Genomic DNA, 24,704 nt, shown 5'->3' on the forward strand with positions numbered 1-24,704 from the left:
GCGGGTTTAGTCCAACGGGTGCAGGCAAGCGACCTGATGCCTGTCTCCGCTCAGCTCGGGCGGCGCGGCGCGGCATTCTTCGGTGGCCAGCCAGCACCGCTGCGCAAAGGCACAGCCCTTGGGAATATTCATCGGGGACGGCAATTCACCTTCCAGCTTGATCCGCTCTTTCCGGGCCTCAGGGTCAGCGCGGGGGGTAGTTGACAGCAGTGCCTTGGAATAGGGATGTCGAGGCGCGGCGAACAGCAGCTCTTTCGGGGCTTTTTCAACCGCGCGGCCCAAATACATGACGATCACATCATCTGCGAAATGCTTTACCACCGACAGGTCGTGCGAGATGAACAAATAGGCAAGGTTCAAACGCTCCTGCAACTCGACCAGCAGGTTCAGAATCTGCGATTGGATCGACACGTCCAGCGCCGAGACCGGTTCGTCCAACACAAGTACTTTGGGGTTCAGCATCAGCGCGCGGGCAATGGCGATGCGCTGGCGCTGACCGCCTGAGAACATGTGCGGATAGCGGTCGTAGTGCTCGGGGCGCAGGCCGACAAGGTCAATCATCTCACGCGCCCGGGCCTCGCGGTCGGCGGCGGACATGTCGGGGCGGTTGATGATCAGCGGTTCCTGCAAGATCTGCCCGATCCGCTGACGCGGATTGAGCGAACCATAGGGGTCTTGAAACACGATCTGCACCGTCTCGCGCATTTGCGCCCATTTCGACGGGGTAATGTCGACCCCATCAATGGTCAGGCTGCCCGAGGTCGGTTCTTCGATCATCGTTACCACGCGCGCCAGCGTGGATTTTCCGCAGCCGGATTCTCCTACAATCGCCAGTGTTTTGCCGGGTTGCAGATCAAAATCCACACCTGACAGCGCCTTGACCGTTGCCGGTTTCGACAGCAATCCGCCTTTGACAGAATAGAATCTGGCCAATGCGCTGGCCTGAACGATGGGGGCGGTCATGCCAGTTCTCCGGCGGTTATCTTTTCAACATAGTGGCAACGGGCCTTGCCGAAATCCGCGCTGTGCGGGGTTGGCGGCAGAGATCGGCAGAGGTCGTCCGCATATTGGCATCTGGGGCTGAACAGGCAGCCTTTGGGCCGGTCGAACTGACCGGGCACGACACCAGGAATAGTCGGCAACAGTTTCGAGGTCGCCCGTTCTGGCAACGCGCTCAGCAAGGCAGCCGTGTAGGGGTGGCGCGGGGTGCGGAACAGGTCTTTGACCGGCTGTTCCTCAACCTTTTGACCGGCATATTGTACCTGAACCCGTTCAGCGGTTTCAGCGACCACACCCATATCGTGCGTGATCAGTACCAGCCCCATCCCTTGTTCGTCCCGCAGCCGAACCAGCAGGTCCAAAATTTGCGCCTGAATGGTCACGTCCAGCGCTGTTGTCGGCTCATCTGCGATCAGCAGCTTGGGATTGCAGGCAATGGCCATGGCAATCATGACGCGCTGGTTCATCCCGCCCGACATCTGGTGCGGAAAAGTGTTCAGGCGGCTTTCGGGGGCCGGGATACCGACCTGATCAAACAGCTCGATGGCCCGCTGGTGGCGATCCCTGCGATTCAGGCCGAGGTGAATCCGCAAGGCTTCCTTGATCTGGAAGCCAACTGTGAAACAGGGGTTCAGAGACGACATCGGCTCTTGAAAGATCATGGCGATGTCTTTGCCGATGATCTTACGGCGGTCACGAGCCGAAATTTTGGTGAGGTCGATGCCTTCAAAACTCAGTTGATCGGCAGTGATCGTAGCCGTCCATGGCAGCAGGCCCATCAACGCCAGCATCGACACGGATTTACCCGAGCCGCTTTCGCCGACGATGGCCATAAGCTCACCCTTGTCGACGGACAGATCGACGCCATCCACGGCGCGGAATTTCCCCGAAGCGGTGGCGAATTCGACGGTGAGGTTTCGGATGTCCAACAGGCTCATGTCGTCAGCTCCGCTTTAGTTTCGGGTCCAGCGCGTCGCGCAGACCGTCGCCCATCAGGTTGATGGCCAGCACGGTGACCAGGATGGCCAGGCCGGGGAATGTCACAACCCACCATGCACGAAGAATGAACTCTCGCGCTTCGGCCAGCATGGTGCCCCATTCTGGCGTGGGCGGCTGCGCGCCCATGCCCAGGAAGCCAAGGGCTGCGGCGTCCAGAATGGCGGTCGAGAAGGACAGCGCCGCCTGCACGATGATCGGGGCTAGGCAATTGGGCAGCACGGTCTTAAACATTAGCCGCGCTTTGCTGGCACCGGCCACGCGGGCCGAGGTGACATAATCCTTCTGACGTTCAGACAAGACCGAGGCACGGGTCAGACGCACGTAGTGCGGCTGAAAAACGATGGCGATGGCGATCATGGCGTTGGTCAGCGAGGGCCCGAGTATGGCGACCAGAACCAATGCCAGCAGTAGCGACGGGAAGGACAGAATGATATCCATCACCCGCATGATCATCGTATCAACCCATTTGGGTGCAAAGCCGGACAGTAGCCCGATGATCACACCCCCGGTCACAGCCACACAGACCACAACGATACCGACAAAGAAGGAATAGCGGGATCCCATGATCAGACGCGACAGCATATCCCGGCCCAGTGGGTCAGTGCCCAGCGGAAAGGCCCAGCTGCCACCCTCTTGCCACGCCGGGGGCTGCAGGATGTGATTGCGGAACTGTTCCGTCGGATCGTAAGGAGCCAGCAGCGGAGCGAAGGCGGCACACAAGACAAACGCGGCAAAAACCCAAAGCCCCATGACCGCACCGCGGTTTTCGCTGAAGTAATACCAGAACTCGCGCAATGCGCTGGGGCGGTCTTCGGTTTTGGGTGGGGTTGCGGATAGTTCAGCCATCACCGCCTCCGGATTTTGGGGTTGATGATGCCGTAGAGGACATCGACCAGCAGGTTCACCAGCATGACGATCACCGCGATCATCAACAGGCCACCCTGCACCACCGGATAGTCACGGCGGAAAATACTGTCGACCATCCACTTGCCGATACCCGGCCAGCTAAAGATTGTCTCGGTCAGGATCGCCCCGGCAAGCAAGGTACCGACCGATAGGCCGATCACAGTAATCACGGGGATCAACGCATTGCGCAGCGCATGCAGCCCGTTGATCCGTGTCGGCGCCAGACCCTTGGCGCGGGCAGTGCGGATGTAATCCTCGCCCAGAACCTCAAGCATGGCCGAGCGTGTCTGACGTGCAATGACCGCCAGCGGGATGGTGCCCAGTACGATCGTCGGCAGGATCAGGTGCCGTACGGCCGAACCAAACGCCCCCGCCTGGCCTGACAACAGACTGTCGATCAGCATGAAACCGGTGACACTGGGGAAATAATACAGCAGGTCGATCCGACCCGAGACTGGCGTCCAACCCAGATTGCCCGAGAACACGATGATCAGCAGCAGCGCCCACCAGAAGATCGGCATCGAATACCCGACCAGGGCTGACGACATCAGCGCCCGATCGAAGAACTTGCCCCTGTTCACCGCCGCGATCACGCCGGCAGGCAATCCCAGTGCCACCGCAAAGATCATTGCACAAAGCGACAGCTCCAGCGTGGCAGGGAACAAGGCGAAGAACTCATCCCAGACCGGCTTTTTGGTGACAAAGCTCTCGCCCAGATCGCCATGCAGGACGCCGACAAGGTAATCCCAGTATTGTTGCAGGACCGGTTTGTCGAAGCCTAGCTTCTCGACCATCTCCTGATAGCGTTCCTCGGTCATGCCGCGTTCGCCAGCCATGACGATGATGGGATCACCGGGCAGAACCCGGATGAACATGAAGGAAATCAGCGTCACGCCCAGAAATGTCGGAACGAACATGCCAAGGCGTGTGAGTAAGTAGCCAAACATCAGCGACCTATGATTGTGAGATCTTTGGGAAAGCGGGTCAGCGACCGGCAGCCATCCCGTGTAACAAGCACGTCATCTTCTATGCGAACGCCGAAATTGTCCAGATCATAAAGGCCCGGTTCGTTGGTCCAAACCATTCCGGGCAAGATTTTCTGGTCATTCCCGCGCATGATATACGGCGCCTCGTGCACGTCCCGGCCCAGACCATGTCCGGTCTTGGTGCGGATGCGGTCGGCATAAGGCGAGGCCTCAAGCACACTAATCACCGCATCGTCGATTTCGTGCGCGGTCACGCCGGGGCGGCAGGCCTCGAAACCGGCGAGATTGGCGCGCAGGACTGTATCGTAAACCGCCCTGCCCTCGTCCGAGACCTCTTTGACGAAAAAGGTCCGGGTAATATCGGCGGCAAAGCCGTGTTTGCGGGCACCGAAATCAAACAGCAGCGCATCGCCAGGTTTGATCCTGTAATCTGCTCGCGCCTTACCATGCGGCTGCGCCGAGTTATCGCCCGCGGCCACAATCGGCGCAAAAGCCAGCGAGGCAGCACCTTCTGCAAACAACGCCTGGATCAGGGCCTGTTCGATCTGAACCTCGGTCTGGCCGACACGCACATCTTCGATGACCCGCTGCAACGCCCGTTCCGAGATATCAATTGCCGCCTGCAGCGCTGCGATGTCTTCATCGGTCTTGATGATGCGCAAGCCGGAAATTTCACGCTCGCCATCCACAATGCGCAAGTTGGGCATCGCGCGGGTTAGTGCCTTGGATACGAAAACCCGCATCACCTGCCCTTCCACCGCCAGTGACGACAGGGGCATATGCGCAGCCAGCGCGGCAAAGGCTTCGTCATAGCCTGTCTGATCGCGCCAGTCGAAGACAGCGCCGTCAAACCCGACCAGCGCCCATGACCCCAGCTCAAGATTTGGTACAATCGCGGCCGGGGCACCTTCGGCTGGGATCACAACCACGAAAGGCCGTTCGTGGCTCATGAAGGGTTTTCCCAATGCGCGGGTGAAATTCGGGCCAGGCACCAGCGCCACGGCGTCTACTGACATGTCCTTTGCCAGTTGACGGTACTCGGACAAATCCGGCATTCGCGCCGACCTCCAGAAATAGAAAACCGGAGCCGCCAATTTGGGCGGCTCCGGTCAGTGAGTGGTGATTTATTCGACGCTCACGCCATAGAAGATGTGGCCACCCAGCGGGTGCACCTTGTAGCCCTGCACCTTATTGCTCATCGGCATGTAAACGACCGAGTGTGCGATGGTGGCCCATGGCGCCTGCTCTTTGAAGACGACCTGAGCATCCTCATACAGCTTGGTGCGTTCAGCCTGATCGGTGGTTTGCTTGGCTTTCAGGATCAGATCTTCGAACGGTTCGTGGCACCATTGTGCACGGTTCGATGCTTCGCGACCGTCACAGCCCAGAAGCACGGCCAGGAAGTTGTCTGGATCGCCGTTGTCACCGGTCCAGCCCAGCAGAACAGCGCCATCGCGGTTCAGTTCTTTCGAGCGCGACAGATACTCGCCCCATTCATAGGACACGATCTCAACATCCACACCGACCTTAGCAAAATCCGCCTGGATCAACTCCGCCATGCGGCGTGCGTTCGGGTTGTACGGACGCTGTACCGGCATCGCCCAGATCTTCATCGACAGATCGGAAACACCTTCGGCTTCCAGCATCGCCTTGGCCGCTTCGGGGTCATAGGCATCGTCGGTGATGGCGTCGTTATAGCCCCACATGGTTGGCGGGATCGGGTTCTTGGCCACCTGGCCTGAGCCCTGGAACACCACATCGATGATGGCGTTTTTGTCGATCGCCATGTTCAACGCCTTGCGGACGTTCGGATTGTCGAACGGCTCCATAGTGGTGTTGTAGGCCAGATAACCGACGTTTAGGCCTTCCTGCTCCATCATGTTGATGTCGCCGTCATCCTTCATCGCCTGAATGTCAGCCGGGTTCGGATACGGCATGATGTGGCATTCGCCAGCCTTCAGCTTTTGGTACCGAACCGAAGCGTCTGGAGTGATCGCAAAGATCAGGTTTTCCACGTCCGCCGGGTCTTTCCAGTAGTCCGCATTCTGCGCATAGCGGATCACGGCGTCTTTCTGATAGGCCACGAACGAGAACGGACCAGTGCCGATGGGCGCAGTGTTCAGCTTTTCAGGTGTTCCTGCTGCCATCATCGCATCGGCATATTCGGCCGACAGAATCGAGGCGAAATCCATCGCCATGTTGGCCACAAACGGCGCCTCAGGCTTGGTCAGAGTGAATTTGACCGTATAGTCATCGACCTTTTCGATGGACTCGACCAGATCTGGCATGCCCATACCCTGGAAGTATTCCCAAGTGCCGCCGGACACCTGATTAAACGGGTGACCTTCGTCCTTCTGACGCATGAACGAGAAGATCACGTCATCGGCGTTAAAGTCACGGGTCGGGGTGAATTCGTCGTTGGAATGGAACTTGACGCCCTGACGCAGCTTAAACGTGTACTCCAGACCGTCATCGCTGGCTTCGACGCTTTCGGCCAGACCGGGAATGACGTTGGTCGTTCCGGTTTCGAATTCCAGCAGGCGGTTGTAGACCGGGTGCGAAGACGCATCAAAAGTCGTCCCGGCGGTGAACAGGGCCGGATCGAACCCTTCGGGCGATCCTTCAGAGCAATACACCAGAGTGTTTGCCTGTGCCGCGGCAGCCGACAAGGCGATCGCAGCAGTTGCGGCCATCAATTTCAGTTTCATGTGGGTCTCCCAGAAATGAATTTTTTCAGACATTCGCGTTGCTCTTTGTGGTCAGAGCATTCCTAGACGACTCGTGTCATCGCGATATCTCCGCCCAATGTATCCAAAATACAAAATCCATTGTCAACTGACTTGCACACGCTAATTTGAGCAACCCGTTAACAAGGCGGATACCCCCACACGTTCTGCCTTTTAGGTCGTTCGGGCAAGAGGATAATCACCATGACCTAACGGCCCATGTCTTGCTATGTGACAGCGTGCCGGCCGCCATCGCAGGTCAAGATACAAGAGATCAGTTGCCGATCAGTGTGAAAAAGTGGGCGTAACCCCGACAGGTGGCCGTTCATTGATATAGTCACCGATACGGTCCAATAGCGGTCGGCGGGGACAGCCCGGACGCGTTGCAGCGCCCAGGTTTCGCAGATTGCCGGGGCCTTCGAACGGGACAAAGCACAAAGGCCACTTGTCCCGTTTGAACTGCTCCGCCGCCAATGCCGAGACGATGGTGCAATCATCCGAGTGGCAGATATGGCGGCAGATCGTCTCGAACCGAAGCGCACTTAGATCAAACCGCTTGCTGGCCCGGTTCGAGGGGTCTGATTCAGGCAACCGGTTTTCCAGTTCATAACCAAAACTATGGGGAAGCCGGATAAAGTCATGCACCGGCACATCTTCTGGCGCGATGGATGGCAACATGCACAGCGGGTGGCCCTCGCGTACGGCCAGAAACAGGGGTTCAGACCAGATTGAGGTGAAATCCAGCGCTTCGCTGTTGTTGACCTTTGCCACCAGGGCGACGTCTAGCGTGTGATCTTCAACCATTTGCAACATGTTCTGTGGCAAATCTTCGACCATGGTGACACGCATGTTGGGAAAAAGCGCGCTGAACAGCTCGGAAAAATACTGCGTCAGATAGGGGGCCAGCGTTGGAGTCATACCGATATTGAAAGGCACTGCCTCGGGGTTGCGAAACTGAGTCGCGGTATCGCGGATGTTCTGGGCGTCTTTCAGGATGCGCTCGGCAATGGCGATCACGCGATTGCCACAAGCAGTGGGGCGCACTTCGCTATTCAGGCGCAGGAACAGATCCGTTCCCAATTCCTGTTCCAGCTTCTTTACCTGATTAGACAAAGCGGGCTGCGAGACATTGCAGGCCACAGCCGCCTGACTGAACTGGCCGTGTCTGGCAATGGCAAGCACATATTCCAAGTCTCTGAAGTTCATGGTTTTGGGCTCGTGATCCGTTTCCCGATCCCTCTGGGGATGCCCTTTACATACGCCAACCGGCGCGCCGCTGCAGGAAATCGGCATCACAATCACTGACAAAACCGTCAATCCGCGCCATTGAATAGAAGGGCACTGCGGAGACATGCCACGTAACTAATTGAAAAGAAACGAGGCACGGTGGCCAGATATCACGCCACCCGTGACTATTTGCATTGGTTATACCGCCAATTCGAAGGATGAATTTTTGCTGCGCCGTGGTGGTGACTACCCCTTTGCTACGTGGAATGCCCAGACCAGCGGGCGGACCGCATTACGCAAACCCATGATGGAGTCCCCCATGCTGTCCCAACTTATGGAAAGCTTACGCGCACGTCTTTTAACCACGTCCACATTGGCGCAAGAGACCAGCCGCGATGGCCAAACCCTTTTGAACAACTTTTTCCAAAGCACGGTTGTCGATGACACTCCGGCCTTTGTGCTGACCAATGATTTCTCGCGCCTGCTGAACTTTGGTGAGATAGTCACCAACAACGCCGTGGCCGCTGTGCAGGCGCAGGGTGAAGATGTCGACATCTTCAACTTTGCCTCGGGCCGGATCGAAGCAAATAACGGTCCCGAAGTTCTGGCCACCGGCGTTCAGGTGGCCGGCAGCGCCGCAATCCGAAACTTCGGAGAGATAGCCGGGGAATTTAACGGGGTGCAGTTTTCCGGGCCTGACAGCTCTGGCAGCCTGGATAATTTCCGCGGCGGCGTGATCAGTTCGGACAGTCGTGCGGTTGATATTCAGGGTCAGGGCATTGATGTGCGCAACTTTGGCGACATCATCGGCACCGGCGATCAGCGCAACGGCACGATCTATACCAACAGCACCGCCGAGGATGTTTCGATCTCGAACTTCTCAGGCGCCACGATTGATGCCGGTGACGGCAATCAGGGCGCCGGTATTTCGCTGCAAGTCGGTGATGAACTCGGAGACCGCGTGGAAACCGACGTGTTCAACGGCTTTGGCGCGACCATTCAAGGCCGCGGTCAGGCGGCGGCAAATACAGGTCTGGCCGGAGACGGCATCCGCATCGATGATGGTGCCGAAGGTGCCATTCTTGAAACCGAGATCATCAATAGCGGTCTGATTTCGACCGAAAGCAATCAGGGCACCGCCGCCGGTATTCGCATTGCCAATGGCGCAAATGCCGAAGGTGAGATTCTGAACACCTCGACCGGTGTGATCGAAGGGCCTCGCAACGGTCTCTATATCGGTGAAGGCGAACATGATCTGGATGTGCTGAACTTTGGCACCATCCAATCAGGCAGCCGCGCGGTTAATATCGACGGCTCCGGCGTTGATCTGGTCAATGGCGGTGACATTCTGGGATCTGGCGATCAGCGCAACGGCACGATCTACGCCGACGACACCGCGTCTGATTTCTCGATCAACAACCTGGCAACCGGCTCAATCGATGCAGGCGAAGGCAAACAAGGCGCTGGCGTTTCACTTTCCCTGTCTGCCGAAGGCAATGGTGAGGTCGAAGTGACCAACGCAGGCTCCGTCGCCGGTCGCGGCAATGCAGGCGCTGGTCTGGGCACCGCCGGAGATGGCATCCGGCTGGAAGGCGCCCGGCTGGAAGGCGGCGGCTTTGGCCCTGCTCTGTTCACCGGAACGATCACCAACACAGGTTCGGTCTCGTCCGAAGGTGCAAATGGCACTGTCGGCGCGTTCCGCGCTGTGAACAACGTCAATTTCCAAGGCCAACTGGTCAACGAGGAAACCGGCGTCTTTGCGGGTGGTCAGAACGGTGTCTACTTTGGCACAGGCGATCATTCGGGCGGGTCCTTCGTCAACCGGGGTACTGTCACCTCGGACAGCCGCGCGCTGAATATTGACGGAGAAGGGCTCGAGGTCATCAACGAAGGTGACATTCTGGGCACCGGCAACCAGCGCAACGGTACGGTTTATGCCGATGGTACCGCCGACAACTATACCTTTACCAACACAGGTCTGGTTGACGCAGGCGAAGGCAATAACGGCTCAGCCGTCTCGTTGCAAACCGGCGATGTGTCTGGGGATGTGGTCTCGGCCGCTGTCGTCAACGAAGGCACGCTGCAAGGCCGTGGAGACGCCGCAGAGGGCAACCAGGTGGGCGATGGCTTGCGCCTGTTCACCAGCCAGGATGACGCGTCCTTTGCCGGAGTTGTCGTCAACGAAGGTCTGATCGCGGGATCCGAGGACTCGGACGCTGCGGCGGGCTTGCGCGTTGATGGCGGTCTGAACCTTGTTGGTGCCGTCCTGAACGAGGGCGAAATCCGCGGCACGGTCAACGCAATCGACGCCTCGGACGCAGGCACCGTCACCATCGTTAACGACGACGAAGGCGTGATCAACGGTGACGTTCTGCTGAGCGATGGCGACGATATCTTTGTCGATCTGGGCACTACCAATGGTGACATCGACGGTGGCGCAGGTGATGACGTTCTGATTGCCGGCGATGCCGACAATGTTCTGACCGGTGGTCTGGGCAATGACTTCATCGACGGTGGAGACGGCATCGACACGGCCGACTTCTCGGATCTGGACGTCGCGGTCGAGGTTCGTCTGGACGCCAACGGCAATGGCACCGCCACCCGCGATACCGGGTTCAACATCTCGGTCACCGATGCGGTTATCGCGGCACCGGATCAGTTCGGGTCCAACATTGCCGATGGTGCCGGTTTTGTTGAGCAGGCGGTTCAAGGCAACCTCTACTACAACATCCACACCAACCAGTTCCCGGCGGGTGAAATCCGCGGGCAGCTATCGGTCGACAGCGACGTGACCGAAAACGGTATCCGCACCGTTAGCCTGAGTGGCGGTTTGGACGCGGCGCAAGAGCCAGGGCCGCTGTCAAACAGCGAAGCGACCGGTGAGGCCACCGTTGTCATCACGCAGAACCTGTACACTGGTGAGGTCACCTATTCCAGCGAGCTGAGCGTTGTTGGCATCAGCGAAGCAGAGCTGGGCACCCCAATCCCCGGCACTGTTTCGGCGATCCATCTGCACAATGCTCCGGCGGGCGTGAACGGCCCGGTGGTGCAGGACACTCTGGTCGACGCAGGTGCAACGCTGGATGTGAATGCGACCGGGGGCACCGGTGTCATCGGTCAGGACGTTGTCGAAAACCAGTTCGAGACCGACGTGCTGCAGTCCATTGAAAACGTCATCGGGTCCGATGATGGCGACGTGATCGTCGGCAGCGATCTGTCCAACGTGCTGAATGGCGGCGCGGGCGGAGACCTGATCTCGGGCGAAGGCGGTGATGACATTCTCATCGGCGGGCTGGGACGAGACACGTTCTCGTTCGGTGAAGACTTCGGCAATGACGTGATCCAGGACTTTGAGATCGGTCGCGATCAGCTGCAGTTCGGCGACCTCGGACCCGATTTCGGCGGCGCGGTGAATGTCGCGCAGGATGGCAATGACACCCTGATCACCTTTGGCAACGAAGGCTCGGTCCGTCTGGCTGGGATCATCAGCGCAGACCTAACCGAAGACGACTTCGTCGCCTAAGCGATCCACAACGGGGCGGTCTTGTGGCCGCCCCGCTTGCCAAACCGGAAAGGGCTATCCGATGTTCCAGAATTCCAATCCCGTCAAAACCGCCTGGGGATCGCTGCGCAAAGGCTTTGTTGCGGTTGCGATCTTCAGCCTGTTCCTGAACCTCTTGATGCTGGCCGGGCCGCTATACATGCTGCAGGTCTATGACCGGGTTCTGACCAGCCAGAACATAGACACATTGATCGCCTTGTCCGTGCTGCTGGCGGGGGTATTCATCGTCATTGCGTGCCTCGACCTGATGCGGATGCGCATTCTGGGCCGCCTGGCCGCCCGGTTCGAACTCAGCGTCGGCGCGCCAGTCCTAAGGGCCGCCATGCGCCGCCGGGTCCAAGGAGAAGCTGAGGCAGGCGAAAACCTGGTCGAGGATGTGAACGGGTTCCGCGAATTCATTTCCGGCACCACCCTGACCGCCTTTTTCGATGCTCCGTGGATACCCATCTATCTGATGGTTCTTTATGTGCTGCACCCGTTTCTGGGTCTGTTGGGTCTGGCCGGAGCGCTGACCTTGACATTGATGGCGCTGATCAACAACGCCCGATCCCGAGGCCCGATGCAGCAGGCCGCGCAGACACGAGGGCGGTCGGATGCGCTGTTCAAGATCAGCGACAGGAATGCCGAACTGGTCCATGCGCTGGGTATGAAATCCGATCTGGTACGCCGCTGGACCGCGCTGCAAACTGACGCGCATCAACACAAAACCCGCGCCGCTGATCGGGTGGCCAGCTTTTCCGTATTGTCCAAGACAATACGTATGGGCCTGCAATCAGCGGTTTTGGGGATGGGTGCGGCCCTGGCCGTGATCGGCGAGTCCACCGCAGGCGTCATGATTGCCGCCACGATTGTTCTGGCCCGCGCGCTTGCTCCGATTGATCAGTTGATCGGCCAATGGCGCACTTTTCTGGCTGCACGCGGGTCCTATAGCAAAATCAAACAATTGACCGAAGATTTTGCCGAGGCGCCTCCAAACCTGAACTTGCCGCGTGCGTTCAAATCGATGGACGTCCGCATCGCTCAGGCAGGCCCTCCGCTTGCGATCAATGCCACCATCCGGGCGATTGATTTCAGCCTCACGGCCGGGGACGTTATGGCAGTGATTGGCCAGAGCGGATCGGGCAAGACCACGTTGGGCAAGATGCTTGCAGGTATCTGGCATCCGCAACGGGGAGAGGTTTTGCTGGACGGCAGTCCGATGTCTAAATGGAATCCCGAAGACTTGGGCAAACAGATCGGATACCTGCCACAAGATGTCGAGCTGTTCGATGGCACAATCCGCGAAAACATTGCCCGGTTCTCCACCGCGATCGACGATGCCGAGGTCCTGCGTGCAGCGCGCGAAGCAGGTGTTCACGAACTGGTCAGCGGTTTGCCCGACGGGTACGAAACCAGGCTTGGCCGCGGTTTTTTCCTGTCCGGCGGTCAGCGTCAGAGGCTGGCTCTGGCCCGCGCGCTATACGGTGATCCGTTTGTTCTGGTTTTGGATGAACCCAACTCGGATCTGGACGCCGAGGGCGAACAGGCCCTGCGCGTTGCTTTGCTGGCCGTGCAGGAACGCGGCGGGATTGCCATTGTCATGACGCATCGCCCAGCCACGCTGCAGGCGGCGAACAAGGTGATGGTGTTGCGCAATGGCAATCAAACCCAGTTCGGCGACAAGCAGGACGTTCTGAAAGTCAATCGCCGCAACGTTCTGGACAAACCAACACAACCGGCACCCAGTCGGGTGGATGAAACTCAGATCACAGGAGCGGCCCAATGACTGACCTGGTCAAATACTCAGCCCCTCGCACTGCCGTGGGATTTCACGAGGCACAGCTGAAAGAGATTTCGGACAGTTCCCCTGGCATCGCCCGCTATGTCCTGTTCGGCCTGTTCACCCTGGCGGTATTCGTCGGTGGTAGCGCCTATTGGGCCTTTGCCTCGAAACTCGATGGTGCCGTGGTTGCACCCGCATCCTTTGTGGTAGAGGGCCAACGCAAAACGGTCGAACATCTGGACGGCGGCATAATTCAGTCGATCCTAGTCACGGACGGCCAATTTGTGCAGGCAGGGCAGCCTCTGGTTCAGCTCGACAGCACCGAGATTAACGTGGATCTTAGCGTTCAGGGTAGCCAGTTGGGTGAGCTGTCGGTTCGCCGCGCGCGCCTGCTGGCGCAAATGAGCGGGCAGAGCCAATTTGAAGAAACCACCGCCCTGGCGGGATTCCGCGAAGGAATGGACCGCCTGCATTGGGTGTCGCCTTACCTGACCCAGAAACAACTATTTGACGCCGAAGCCCGTGCCCGCTGGACCGAAGCGCAGATCAACGCGCAACGTATCGCGGGCCTACGCAACCAGGTCACGGGTCTGGATGAACAGCGCCGCGCGACCCGGAACCAGATCAAGATCACGCGGGTTGAGTTGTCCAACTTAGAGACGCTGTTGAATAAGGGTCTGGTCGCCGTCACGCGGGTCAGCGCACGGCAGATCGAGTTGGAACGGCTGGCTGGCGTTGACGCATCATTGCGCACCCAGATCGCCCAGGCCGAAGATCAGGTGCAAGAGTTGGAGCTGTCCCTGCTCAGCCAGCAAAAACTACGCGATGAGGTCCTCGCCGGAGAGTTGGCTGTTGTTGAGGCCCAGCTTGATCTGGTTCGACCTCAATTCGCGGGCACGCTGGCACGCCTGAAGCGAACACAGGTTCTGGCCCCGACCAGCGGACGCGTTGTGAATTTGGAAGTGTCAACCAATGGCGGGGTGATCCGCCCGGGTGCGCCGATCATGGATATCGTCCCAGCCGATCAGGCCCTGATCGTCGAGGCACGGGTCAAGACCGGCGACATTGACAAGCTGCGGATCGGTCAATCCACGCGCATCCGCCTGTCGGCCTTTGCGCAAGCGGACGTGCCCGAAGCTGTGGGGCATATCTTCGACATCTCAGCCGATGCGCTTGAGGACGAACGCACCGGCGAAGCCTATTACAAGGCGCGGGTAAAGCTGAATGCCGAACAACCGCTAGACGTGGCCGCATTGGAACTGGTGCCCGGCATGCCCGCAGATTTGTTCGTCAATACCGGCGAACGCGCCGTCATAAGCTATCTGTCGCAACCCATCAGCGATCGGTTGGCCAAGACCTTTATCGAGTGATTACGGCTGCCTGCGCCCGCGATTTGGGCGCAGGCATTTCTGAGATCGTTGTCCCGATCCAACCAGTATCAATGCGTGCTTAAGTGTCAGACGCCGTAACGCGCCATGAACATGTCCACTGCGTGCAACGCGATCTCATCAATCTCGGATTGTTTGAAATTGGTCTGGATGCCCAACGCGGCTTTGGTCCAGAAGCGAACCTTGCACAGTTCTGAAAACTGTTCGGCTGCAATCTGAACATCTTCGATTACCAATTCGCCTTTTTGAACGGCCTTTTCCAAATATTCGACCATATGACGCTGGCCATTCTGAGGTCCGGACTCGTAAAACGCTTGGCCCAATTCAGGAAACCGATCCCGCTCGGCCACGCAGATACGAAATACCTGCTGCGCGAAATCGGACACTAGAAATGCGGTTAGCTGCGTCGCCGTGATCGTCAACACTTCGCGCGCAGGTTTGGAGTCGTCGATCATCGAAATGACTCTTTCAGCCATACGCTTGCATTCGGTCTGGGCGACTTCCATGAACAGCAGACGCTTGTCGGGGAAGTAGCTGTAGAGCGTCGCCTTGGACACGCCTGCCGCCCGCGCGATGTCATCGACGCTGGCACCTTCGAACCCATCCGCCATGAAAACTTCTCGGGCTCCGCGCAAAACCTGATCGAATTTGCGGCCCGTGCGAAGGATGGCGGCTGTCTGAGTCATGAGCTCTCCTAGGGTTAGTGTTCCCCTCAAACTATAAACCGATCAGTACAGATACAACGATTCGCGTTGTCCCGTTGCGTAACGAAATGTGAATTCTGAATGTTTTGCCCCGCAAACCCGCGGCTTCCGGTCGTTGTCGTTCAAGGCTTGCTGCGCGGTCAAACGATGCTAACACTTTGGGCATGGTCGAAATATTTCTGCGCACGCTTCCGTTTTTTGCAATCATCGGCCTGGGATACTGGGCCGGGCGCAGCCGCTTTTTCACCGAAGACGCGACAGCCTATCTGACAAAGTTCGTGTTCTATTTCGCACTTTCGGCGATGCTGTTTCGCTTTGCCGCCACCCTGCCCTTTGCCGACATTTTCAATGGTCGGCTGATGGCGGGCTATCTGCTGGGAACTCTCGCCGTGTATGGTCTGGCAACTGGAGTGGCCTGGGTTCGCAGGCTTGATATTCCTACCGCGGCGGTCGAGGCCCAATGTGCCGCCATCGGAAATGTCGGCTTTCTGGGACTACCGATGCTGGCGCTGTTGTTGTCCGAGGCCGCCATTGGGCCGGTCATGCTGGTTCTGACCGTTGATCTCGTGGTGTTTTCGTCCTTGATCGTGATTTTGATCAACGCGGGGCGCGACGGGCGGCTGACCCCGGCAACGTTGCGCCTGATTGGGTTGGGATTGTTGAAGAACCCAATGATCGTTTCGATTTCCGCAGGGCTTCTGTGGTCGGCTTTGCAAATGCCGGTTCCGGCGGCACTCAATGATTTTCTGACCATTCTGGGCGGGGCGGCCACACCGGGGGCTTTGTTTGCAATTGGGGCCTCTTTGGCGTCCAAGTCCGCCGAACGCATTCAGGTTGCGGCATGGCTGAGTTTTTGCAAGTTGGTCATTCACCCGGCTTGTGTGGCCGTGGTGCTGCTGTGGTTGATGCCAGTCGATGCCTTTTCCGCCACGGTCGCAATTGCGGCAGCGGCGCTGCCGGTGGCCGGAAATGTTTACATGCTGGCGGCCCACTACCGTGTGGCCCCGCACCGGGCCTCGGCAGCGATCCTGCTGTCGACTGCGGTCAGTATCCTGACCGTGCCGGTGGTCATCGCCTGGGTTGGGACGCTCTGAGCCAAAGCATTCAAAAAAATGCGCGCCGAAGTCGTGCGGCCTTTACGCGGCGTCCTTGGATCGTTAGCCATAACGCGATCTAAATTTAAGGACTCTGCCAGATGGAAACCCTTTCGGAAAACGCCTGTTTCGGTGGCGTGCAGGGCGTCTACCGCCATGCGTCGTCAGCCTGCCAATGCGACATGACCTTTGGTCTGTTTCTACCTGCCGAGGCGAAGGACGGCCCGGTTCCCGTCCTGTGGTATTTGTCTGGCCTGACCTGCACACACGAAAACGCCATGACCAAGGCCGGTGCGCAGGCCTGGGCAGCCGAACAAGGCATTGCCGTCGTGTTCCCCGACACCTCTCCGCGGGGTGAAGGCGTGGCCGATCACGATGACTATGATCTGGGCCAGGGCGCTGGATTCTATCTGAATGCAACACAAACCCCATGGGCACCGCATTTTAACATGTGGAACTACGTGGCCGAGGAACTGCCGAACCTGCTGGCAGAAAACTTCGCCATCGACATGGATCGTCAAGCGATCACTGGTCATTCAATGGGTGGCCACGGGGCGCTGACCCTGGCGATGAACTTGCCAGGTCGGTTTCGGTCGGTTTCGGCCTTCGCGCCGATTTCGAACCCGACCGGTGCAGATTGGGGGCGCAAACAGCTGAGCGCCTACCTGGGTAATGACGAAGCTGCCTGGGCCAAGCACGATGCCTCGCTGATGATGAAAGAGGTTGGCTTTGACGGTCCAATCCTGATCGACACAGGCGCCAGTGATCAGTTCATCGACCTTCTACGCCCCGAGGCGCTGGCGACAGCCATCGCGGAACGACGCCAGCAGGCAACCTATCGTTTACAGCCGGGCTATGATCACTCGTATTTCTTTGTATCGACCTTCATGGAAGACCACATCACCTTCCACGCCGAAGCGCTGTACGGGGACTGACGGATGAGCAAATTTGACTATGACCTGATCATCATCGGGTCAGGGCCATCAGGGCGTTCCGCGGCAATCCAGGCGGGCAAACTGAAACGTCGTGTGCTGGTGATTGACCGCAAAGACCGATTTGGCGGCGTGTCGGTTCATACCGGCACAATCCCCTCGAAAACCTTGCGCGAAACGGTGCTAAACCTGTCCGGCTGGCGCGAGCGCAGTTTTTATGGCCGGTCTTACCGGGTCAAGGATCAAATCCGCGCCGAAGACCTCAAGGCGCGTCTGCACATGACGCTGGATCACGAGGTTGACGTGCTGGAACATCAGTTCAACCGCAACCACGTGGAAACCCTGAACGGTCTGGCCAGGTTCGTCGGCCCGCATGAGATAGAGGTCGCCACCGATGCCGGTGAAACCACGCGCCTGACTGCAGCCAAGTTCCTGATCGCTACAGGGACCAAAACCTACCGCCCGGATTACGTGCCCTTTAACGGCAAAACCGTGGTCGACGGCGATGACTTTCTGGAAATGGCTGAGATTCCGCGCTCGCTTGTCGTGATCGGCGCGGGGGTAATCGGCGTTGAATATGCCACGATGTTCTCGGCACTGGATGTGCGCGTGACTCTGATCGAGCCGCGCGAAACCTTCCTTGATTTCATCGACAAGCGGTTGATCCACGATTTCACCCATCAAATTCGCGAAAACGGCGTCGATCTGCGGCTGGGCTCTGCCGTGGAAAAGATCGAGGACACAGGAGATCATGTCGAAGTCACACTGGATAATGGCCGCCATGTCCGTGCTGAAATGCTGCTGTTTGCGGCCGGGCGCATGGGTGCGACCTCGGCGCTGAATTTGAACTCAGTTGGTTTGGAGACGGACCATCGCAACCGCATCAAGGTGGACCGCAAAACCTATCAGACCACTGTGCCGCATATCTATGCCACCGGCGATGTGATCGGGCACCCGTCGTTGGCCTCAACCTCGTTGCAACAGGGCCGTGTGGCGGCCTGTCATGCGTTGGACACCCCCACCCTGCCAGAAAGCCCTTGGTATCCCTATGGCATCTATTCGGTGCCCGAGATTTCAACCTGCGGTATGTCCGAGGAAGAATTGGAGGAACGCGGCATCCCATATGAGGTTGGTGTGGCGCGGTTCCGCGAAACCTCACGCGGGCATATCATGGGGTTGGAGCATGGCATGCTGAAAATGCTGTTCTCGCTGAAAACCCGCCGGGTGCTGGGCGTGCAGATCGTGGGCGAAGGGGCGACTGAACTGATCCACATCGCGCAGGCGGTGCTGAACCTGAAAGGCACGGTGGACTACTTCGTGCAGAACACGTTCAACTACCCGACCTTGGCCGAAGCCTACAAGATCGCCGGTCTGGACGCGTTCAACCGGATGCCGATCCCCGAAGAGTTCAAGGTGCGCAAAAAACCCGCAGAACCCGCCAAGAAACAGGCCAAGAAGGCGTGACCACCCTGTATGTCGATGGCGATGCCTGTCCTGTGAAGGCCGAGGCCGAGCGGGTGGCGACTCGCCACAAGGTGCCGATGGCGTTGGTCTCGAATGGTGGGTTGCGGCCATCGGCCAATTCCCTAGTGCAGGTCGTCATCGTTGCGGAAGGCGCGGACGAGGCGGACAAGTGGATCGCCGAGCGTTGTGGCCCTGGGGATGTGGTGGTGACCTCGGATATCCCACTGGCCGCCAAATGCGTTGAAGCCGGGGCACGCGTGCTGCGCCCAAATGGTGAAGCGTTTACGGCAGCCAATATCGGCCAGCAGCTAGCCATGCGCGATCTGATGGCCGACCTGCGGGCAGCCAATCCGCTGGGGGCTGGTGGGGGAGGCAAACCTTTTGGCAAGGCGGACCGATCGCGGTTTCTGGATGCGTTGGAACGTGAACTGCGCGCAGCGCGACGCCGGTAACTCTCCCGCCCGTTGGCGACGCATCGATGATGCGCCTTCCCCCGTTGGGCCGGGCAGCGCTGCGCGCTGCGGTTCCGACTTGAAAGTCCTGCCCGGGATTGGTTCAGTCGGGCGCAAGCAGAGATTGATTTGACAGGGGCGTAATATGCCGATTGAAGCCGTAATTTTCGACATTGGAAATGTTCTGATCGAATGGCAGCCAGAGCGTTACTATGACAAGGCCATCGGAGAAGACCGCCGCCGCGCCATGTTTGCCGAGGTTGATCTGCACGGGATGAACGATCTGGTTGATCAGGGCCACCATTTTACCGATACGATCTATGATTGGGCTGAGAAATACCCCGAATGGCGCGACGAAATCCGCTTGTGGCATGACAAGTGGATCGAATTGGCCACGCCGGAAATCCCGCATTCCGTTCGCCTGCAACGAGCTTTACGGGCCAAGGGCGTTCCAGTTTTTGCGCTCACTAATTTTGGGGTGCAGAATTTCGACTATGCCACCACGATTTATCCGTTCCTGAACGAATTTGACCGGCAATATGTCTCGGGCCGGATGAAAGCGGTCAAGCCGCACGCCCCGATTTATGAGATGGTCGAAGATGATTGTGGCCTACCGCCCAGCAGTTTGCTGTTTGCCGATGACCGGATCGACAACATCGAAACGGCACGCGCGCGGGGCTGGCAGACGCATCACTTCACTGGCCCTCAGGGCTGGGCGGAAAGGTTGGTGGCCGAAGGTCTGTTGACCCCGGACGAGGCCAAGTAGATCAGGCCGGAACCGCCGTTCCGCTGCGGTTTTCTCGAATGGGCAGGTGAACTATAGCGCTGAAGGCGCCAACGGCTACGCCAATCCACCAGACCATCGTGTAATCGCCATAGACATCATACATGCGCCCGCCCAGCCAGACGCCCAGGAAACCGCCAATCTGGTGGCTGAGGAAGATGAAACCGTACAGGGTACCCATATAGCGCAGCCCGTACAGATGCGCGACAAGACCCGAGGTCAGAGGCACAGTCGCCAGCCAGAGCGAGCCCATGACAATCGAAAATACGATGACCGACATTGGTGTAATCGGCATGAGGATAAAGACCGCAGCCGCCAATGTGCGGGCGGTATAGATCGACGCCAGAAGGTATTTCTTGGGGAAGTGATTACCGGCCCAACCGGCCAGTAAGGTGCCACCAATATTCGCCAGCCCCACCAGCGAGATTGCCACAGCCCCCAGGGCCGAGGTGGTGGTGATGCCCAGCGAATGCAGCACGCCACCGGGTTGGATCGGACCGCACATCTCGGTCACGAAGGCTGGGAAATGGGCGGTGATGAACGCCAGTTGATAGCCGCAGCTGAAGAAACCCAGAAAAATCATCGCATAAGAGGGGTCGCGGAACGCACGGCTCAGAATCTGGCTCATGCTCTCTTCCAGTTCGGCCTTACTGACCGGTTGTGGTGCGCGCATGAAAGGCAGCGTCAGCACAAGGGCTAGAATCGCAGCTGCAAAGACAAGAAACACCTGTTGCCAGGGCAGGAAGCTGAGCAACCATTCTGCCGTCGGTGCGCCAATCACCTGTCCGAAACTGCCCGCCGCCGTGACAATGGCCAAAGACATCGAGCGGTTCTTGTCGGACGACGCACGCCCGACCACCGCCAGTACGACACCGAAACCCGTGCCCGCGATGCCAAATCCAACCAGCCACGCATACATTTGATGACCAAACGGCGTTACAGACCAAGCCGACAGAACCATACCAGCCGCATAGGTCAACGCGCCAAGAATGATGGCTTTCCGGTCGCCAATCTTTTCAGCCATTGCGGCAAAGATCGGCTGTCCAATCCCCCAGGCCAGGTTCTGGATCGCGATGGCCAGCGAGAAATCGGTGCGTAGCCAAGCAAACTCAGTGGCAATTGGAATCTGGAACACTCCGAACGACGCCCGCACGGCAAAGCTGACCGTGATGATAATACATCCTACGATCAGGATCGGATTCAGCAGGCGCGTAGAATGCGACATAGGGACCTCGGGGGTATCGGTTCGACGGACGGTAGTGAATTTGAGCAGTCGGTCAAATCAGCAGATTTGCGGTCACGGATAAGGAAATTTGATGGGTCGTGGGAAATGGCCGCTTTTCAAGGCTCAACGCGGGCGCTATGGCTCGAATCCATGACGGATCTGATTTCGATTTACAACGCCCGCATTGCCGAGGGCAGCCTGACCCGGGACGATGCGCAAGAGGCCGTCCTACCCCATTTCGAACGTATCCGCGCGGCGCTGTCCGCCCCAGTTAAACGCGGGTTGTTCCGCAAGGCTCCGCCCCCGCCCAATGGGTTGTATCTTTGGGGCGGCGTAGGGCGCGGGAAATCCATGTTGATGGATATGTTTGTCGATGCGCTGGAGAATATTCCCGCACGTCGAGTGCATTTTCATGCGTTCATGCAGGAAATTCATGCCGGTATGCACAAAGCCCGTCAGGATGGGGTCGAGGATGCCTTGGCCCCTGTGGCGAAAGAGGTCGTGAATTCGGTCAGGCTGCTTGCTTTTGACGAGATGCAGATTATCGATATCACCGATGCCATGATCGTCGGGCGTCTGTTCGACCTGCTTTATGAAGGCGGCGTTGTGGTTGTGACCACGTCAAACCGGCACCCTGACGATTTGTACAAGGACGGGCTGAATAGGCAGTTGTTCCTGCCTTTCATCGCCCGCATCAAGGAACAGCTTCAGGTGTGGGAGCTGGTATCTCCCACAGATTACCGCCAAAACCGGCTGGAGGGCGCACCGGTATACTTCACCCCAATCGGACCCGAGGCACGGCAGAACATTCGTGACGTCTGGACCGATCTGTCGGGCGGTGCGGCGGAACCGCTAGTCTTGCAGGTCAAAGGCCGGTCGGTCGAGCTGCCGGCCTTTCGGAACGGAGTTGCCCGGGCCACGTTCTACGATCTGTGTGGTCGCATGTTAGGCCCGGCGGATTACCTGGCAATTGCAGATGAGTTGAAGGTTCTGGTGCTAGAGGACATCCCGCGCTTGTCGCGCAACAACTTCAACGAAGCCAAACGGTTCGTCACATTGATTGACGCCTTGTACGAGGCCAAGGTTCGGTTGATCTGTTCCGCCGCGGCTGAGCCCGAGATGTTGTATGTCGAAGGCGAAGGGACCTTCGAGTTTGAACGCACTGCCTCGCGACTGCGGGAAATGCAGGATCAGGACTGGGGGAAATAGGGGGCTCAGCCCCCGCCGCGCTTTGCGTGGCTCCCTCGAGGTATTAGTGGCCAGAAGAAGCCCCTGCGGGCAGAGAATTTAGCCGTTTTCGCGCAAGATGTTTCCCGCCAGATACAGCGAGCCGCAGATCAGAACGCGGGCTTGTGAGTTTTCCCCGACAATTGCTTTCAGAGCGTCGGCAACACTGTCGGCGGTTGTGGCGGTTAGGTTGACTTTAGCCGCGGCAGCGGCCGTGTCTTCGGCACTCAGCGTTGCGGCCTCGCCAGGGATCGATACTGCGGTCAGGCTTTGGACCTGTTTCGCGAGCGGTGCGAGGTAACCCGTCACGTCTTTGGTGTTGAGCATTCCGCAGATCATATGCGTCGGGCGCTCTGGCAGTTTGGCCAAAACATCCGCCAGCGCTACTCCAGCGGCGGCATTGTGGCCACCATCCAGCCACAACTCAGCTTGTGGCGCGGCCTCGACCAGGGGACCGGTTTTCAGGCGCTGCATACGGGCGGGCCATTCGGCACGGGTCACGGCGGCCTCATAGGCGTCGTCGCCCAGATCAAGGTGCCGTAGAACGGCCAGCGCGGCACCAGCGTTCTGCATTTGATGCGCACCCAGCAGGTTGGGCAATGGCAGATCACGTAACCCGGTTTCGTCCTGATAGATCAGGCGCCCGTTTTCCTCATGCACATGCCAGTGCTGACCGTGGACCAGCAGCGGCGCACCCAGGCGTGCGGCGGTGTATTCGATGACCTCTAGCGCCTCGTCATGTTGCGGGCCGACGATACAGGGCACACTAGGTTTGATGATGCCCGCCTTTTCGGCTGCGATCTTGCCCAGCGTATCTCCCAAAAACTGTTCGTGGTCGATCGAAACTGGCGTGATCACCGTTATTGCCGGTTCGTGTATGACATTCGTGGCATCCAGACGGCCACCCAAGCCGACCTCAAGCAGCGTGTAATCTGCCTGCGTCCGTGCAAAAGCCAGCAGGGCCGCGCAGGTCGTGATCTCAAAATAAGTGATGTTTTCGCCATCATTGGCGGCGTAGCATTCATCCAGAACGGCGGTCAAAGCGGGTTCCGAAATCAGCTCTCCGGCCAATCGGATGCGTTCGTGAAACCGTGCGAGGTGGGGCGAGGTATAGGCGTGGACAGACAGCCCCGCGCCCTCCAACCCGGCACGGATCATCGCCTGGGTCGAGCCCTTGCCATTGGTTCCGGCGATATGGATCACCGGTGGCAGCTTGACCTGCGGATCGTCCAAAGCTGCCAGCAAACGCCAGACACGGTCCAAGGTCAGGTCAATGATCTTGGGATGCAGCGCCATCATCCGGTCGAGGATGACGTCAGATGTCGGGCTGGTCATTCTTCGACCGTTTCCTCGGCTGGGGTTTCGGCCTTGGCCTCTTCGGGCTGGGGCGCGGGCAAATCGCCTTTGACTGCTGGCGGCTGGTTCATCAGCATCCGGGTAATGGTGATCAGTTCCTCACGCATCTCGGTCCGCTTGGTCACACGGTCCAACATGCCATGATCCAGCAGGTATTCCGCGCGCTGGAACCCTTCGGGCAGCTTTTCACGGATGGTCTGTTCAATCACACGCGGCCCTGCAAAGCAGATCAGCGCATTGGGTTCCGAAATATGAACATCACCCAGCATCGCATAAGACGCGGTCACGCCACCGGTAGTGGGATGCGTCAGCACGACAATATAGGGCAGGTTCGCCTCTTTCAGCATCTCAACGGCCACGGTTGTACGCGGCATCTGCATCAGGCTGAGGATACCTTCTTGCATCCGTGCGCCACCTGCGGCTGAGAACAGAATCAACGGGCGCTTCAATTTTACCGCCTCTTGTGCGGCGGCGATGATGGCGTTGCCGACATACATGCCCATAGACCCGCCCATGAACGAGAAGTCCTGCGCGGCGGCCACAATCGGGGTGCGTCCGATTTCGCCCCGGGCAACTAGCATTGCCTCAGACTCGCCGGTCTTTTTCTGGGCTGCTTTCATGCGATCCGGGTATTTCTTCTGATCCCGGAACTGCAGCGGATCGGTGGTTGGTGCGGGAACTTCGACCTCGGTGAAAATACCACCGTCAAACAGGTGTGCGAAACGGTCCCGCGGGGTGATCGCCATGTGGTGATCACATTGGGTGCATACATTCTGGTTTTCCGCCAGCTCGCGGTGGAACAGCATCGTGCCGCATTCATCGCACTTGTGCCAAAGGTTTTCGGGCACTTCCCGGCGCGAGAAGATCGAATTGATCCGGGGACGGACGTAGTTTGTGATCCAGTTCATGTC

20 protein-coding genes are annotated in these 24,704 nt (G+C 58.5%); 9 read left to right on the forward strand and 11 right to left on the reverse strand.

Annotated elements, in window-relative coordinates:
• Window positions 1-6 precede the first annotated feature (6 nt).
• The 7 genes from ACR0JB_RS08095 to ACR0JB_RS08125 all read right to left on the reverse strand — a co-directional run bounded on the left by ACR0JB_RS08095 (window position 7) and on the right by ACR0JB_RS08125 (window position 7,822).
• The gene (locus ACR0JB_RS08095) at window positions 7-963 is read right to left on the reverse strand and encodes an ABC transporter ATP-binding protein (RefSeq protein ID WP_170376836.1); all 957 of its coding nucleotides are present in this window, start codon (window positions 961-963) and stop codon (window positions 7-9) included.
• Window positions 960-1,937 carry an ABC transporter ATP-binding protein gene (locus tag ACR0JB_RS08100; RefSeq protein WP_170350062.1) on the reverse strand — a complete coding sequence of 326 codons (978 nt, stop codon included), beginning with the start codon at window positions 1,935-1,937 and terminating at the stop codon, window positions 960-962. Before ACR0JB_RS08100 ends, ACR0JB_RS08095 begins: the two co-directional genes overlap by 4 nt.
• Before the next feature lie 4 nt (window positions 1,938-1,941).
• Window positions 1,942-2,844, reverse strand: coding sequence for an ABC transporter permease subunit (locus ACR0JB_RS08105; protein WP_170350061.1), 903 nt, complete (start codon window positions 2,842-2,844; stop codon window positions 1,942-1,944).
• Window positions 2,844-3,851, reverse strand: a complete 1,008-nt coding sequence (locus tag ACR0JB_RS08110) for an ABC transporter permease subunit (RefSeq protein ID WP_170376837.1) — start codon at window positions 3,849-3,851, stop codon at window positions 2,844-2,846. Before ACR0JB_RS08110 ends, ACR0JB_RS08105 begins: the two co-directional genes overlap by 1 nt.
• Entirely contained in the window at window positions 3,851-4,945 is a 1,095-nt protein-coding gene (locus ACR0JB_RS08115) for a M24 family metallopeptidase (RefSeq protein ID WP_170394622.1), read from the reverse strand. The genes ACR0JB_RS08110 and ACR0JB_RS08115 overlap by 1 nt, the downstream gene beginning before the upstream one ends.
• 69 nt (window positions 4,946-5,014) lie before the next feature.
• Window positions 5,015-6,598, reverse strand: coding sequence for an ABC transporter substrate-binding protein (locus tag ACR0JB_RS08120; protein ID WP_170506067.1), 1,584 nt, complete (start codon window positions 6,596-6,598; stop codon window positions 5,015-5,017).
• A 303-nt stretch (window positions 6,599-6,901) separates the two neighbouring features.
• Window positions 6,902-7,822: a LysR family transcriptional regulator gene (locus ACR0JB_RS08125; protein ID WP_170506064.1), complete on the reverse strand. Its 921-nt coding sequence runs from the start codon at window positions 7,820-7,822 to the stop codon at window positions 6,902-6,904.
• A gap of 340 nt (window positions 7,823-8,162) precedes the next feature.
• Here ACR0JB_RS08125 and ACR0JB_RS08130 point away from each other — a divergent pair, with 340 nt between their 5' ends.
• The 3 genes from ACR0JB_RS08130 (at window position 8,163) to ACR0JB_RS08140 (ending at window position 14,537) form a co-directional block, all read left to right on the forward strand.
• Window positions 8,163-11,366, forward strand: a complete 3,204-nt coding sequence (locus tag ACR0JB_RS08130) for a beta strand repeat-containing protein (protein ID WP_480789816.1) — start codon at window positions 8,163-8,165, stop codon at window positions 11,364-11,366.
• A gap of 61 nt (window positions 11,367-11,427) precedes the next feature.
• Window positions 11,428-13,170, forward strand: coding sequence for a type I secretion system permease/ATPase (locus ACR0JB_RS08135; protein WP_170394630.1), 1,743 nt, complete (start codon window positions 11,428-11,430; stop codon window positions 13,168-13,170).
• Entirely contained in the window at window positions 13,167-14,537 is a 1,371-nt protein-coding gene (locus ACR0JB_RS08140; protein WP_170394633.1) for an HlyD family type I secretion periplasmic adaptor subunit, read from the forward strand. Before ACR0JB_RS08135 ends, ACR0JB_RS08140 begins: the two co-directional genes overlap by 4 nt.
• A gap of 86 nt (window positions 14,538-14,623) precedes the next feature.
• Here the strand turns inward: ACR0JB_RS08140 and ACR0JB_RS08145 are convergent, their stop codons facing one another.
• A complete protein-coding gene (locus ACR0JB_RS08145) occupies window positions 14,624-15,241 on the reverse strand; it encodes a TetR/AcrR family transcriptional regulator (RefSeq protein WP_170350053.1) in 618 nt (205 codons plus the stop codon).
• 182 nt (window positions 15,242-15,423) lie between these two features.
• On the opposite strand from ACR0JB_RS08145, the gene ACR0JB_RS08150 reads away from it, so the two are divergent.
• From ACR0JB_RS08150 to ACR0JB_RS08170, 5 genes are all read left to right on the forward strand, one after another.
• Window positions 15,424-16,353: an AEC family transporter gene (locus tag ACR0JB_RS08150; RefSeq protein WP_170394637.1), complete on the forward strand. Its 930-nt coding sequence runs from the start codon at window positions 15,424-15,426 to the stop codon at window positions 16,351-16,353.
• Between the two features lie 101 nt (window positions 16,354-16,454).
• Complete coding sequence (fghA, locus tag ACR0JB_RS08155; protein WP_170394639.1) at window positions 16,455-17,288, forward strand: S-formylglutathione hydrolase; 834 nt, start codon at window positions 16,455-16,457, stop codon at window positions 17,286-17,288.
• Window positions 17,289-17,291: 3 nt separating this feature from the next.
• Window positions 17,292-18,749, forward strand: coding sequence for a Si-specific NAD(P)(+) transhydrogenase (gene sthA, locus ACR0JB_RS08160; protein WP_170350050.1), 1,458 nt, complete (start codon window positions 17,292-17,294; stop codon window positions 18,747-18,749).
• A complete protein-coding gene (locus ACR0JB_RS08165; RefSeq protein WP_170506053.1) occupies window positions 18,746-19,201 on the forward strand; it encodes a YaiI/YqxD family protein in 456 nt (151 codons plus the stop codon). Before sthA ends, ACR0JB_RS08165 begins: the two co-directional genes overlap by 4 nt.
• A gap of 145 nt (window positions 19,202-19,346) precedes the next feature.
• Window positions 19,347-19,967, forward strand: a complete 621-nt coding sequence (locus ACR0JB_RS08170) for an HAD family hydrolase (protein WP_170350048.1) — start codon at window positions 19,347-19,349, stop codon at window positions 19,965-19,967.
• A 1-nt stretch (window position 19,968) separates the two neighbouring features.
• Here the strand turns inward: ACR0JB_RS08170 and ACR0JB_RS08175 are convergent, their stop codons facing one another.
• Entirely contained in the window at window positions 19,969-21,210 is a 1,242-nt protein-coding gene (locus ACR0JB_RS08175) for an MFS transporter (protein WP_170506051.1), read from the reverse strand.
• 150 nt (window positions 21,211-21,360) lie between these two features.
• On the opposite strand from ACR0JB_RS08175, the gene zapE reads away from it, so the two are divergent.
• Window positions 21,361-22,419 carry a cell division protein ZapE gene (gene zapE / locus ACR0JB_RS08180; RefSeq protein WP_170506048.1) on the forward strand — a complete coding sequence of 353 codons (1,059 nt, stop codon included), beginning with the start codon at window positions 21,361-21,363 and terminating at the stop codon, window positions 22,417-22,419.
• Between the two features lie 78 nt (window positions 22,420-22,497).
• Here zapE and ACR0JB_RS08185 read toward each other — a convergent pair whose 3' ends face one another.
• Both ACR0JB_RS08185 and accD read right to left on the reverse strand, forming a co-directional pair.
• Window positions 22,498-23,772: a bifunctional folylpolyglutamate synthase/dihydrofolate synthase gene (locus ACR0JB_RS08185; protein ID WP_170506045.1), complete on the reverse strand. Its 1,275-nt coding sequence runs from the start codon at window positions 23,770-23,772 to the stop codon at window positions 22,498-22,500.
• The gene (gene accD / locus ACR0JB_RS08190; protein ID WP_170394651.1) at window positions 23,769-24,701 is read right to left on the reverse strand and encodes an acetyl-CoA carboxylase, carboxyltransferase subunit beta; all 933 of its coding nucleotides are present in this window, start codon (window positions 24,699-24,701) and stop codon (window positions 23,769-23,771) included. The genes ACR0JB_RS08185 and accD overlap by 4 nt, the downstream gene beginning before the upstream one ends.
• Window positions 24,702-24,704 lie beyond the last annotated feature (3 nt).

Source organism: Ruegeria sp. BI7 (genome assembly GCF_056537925.1).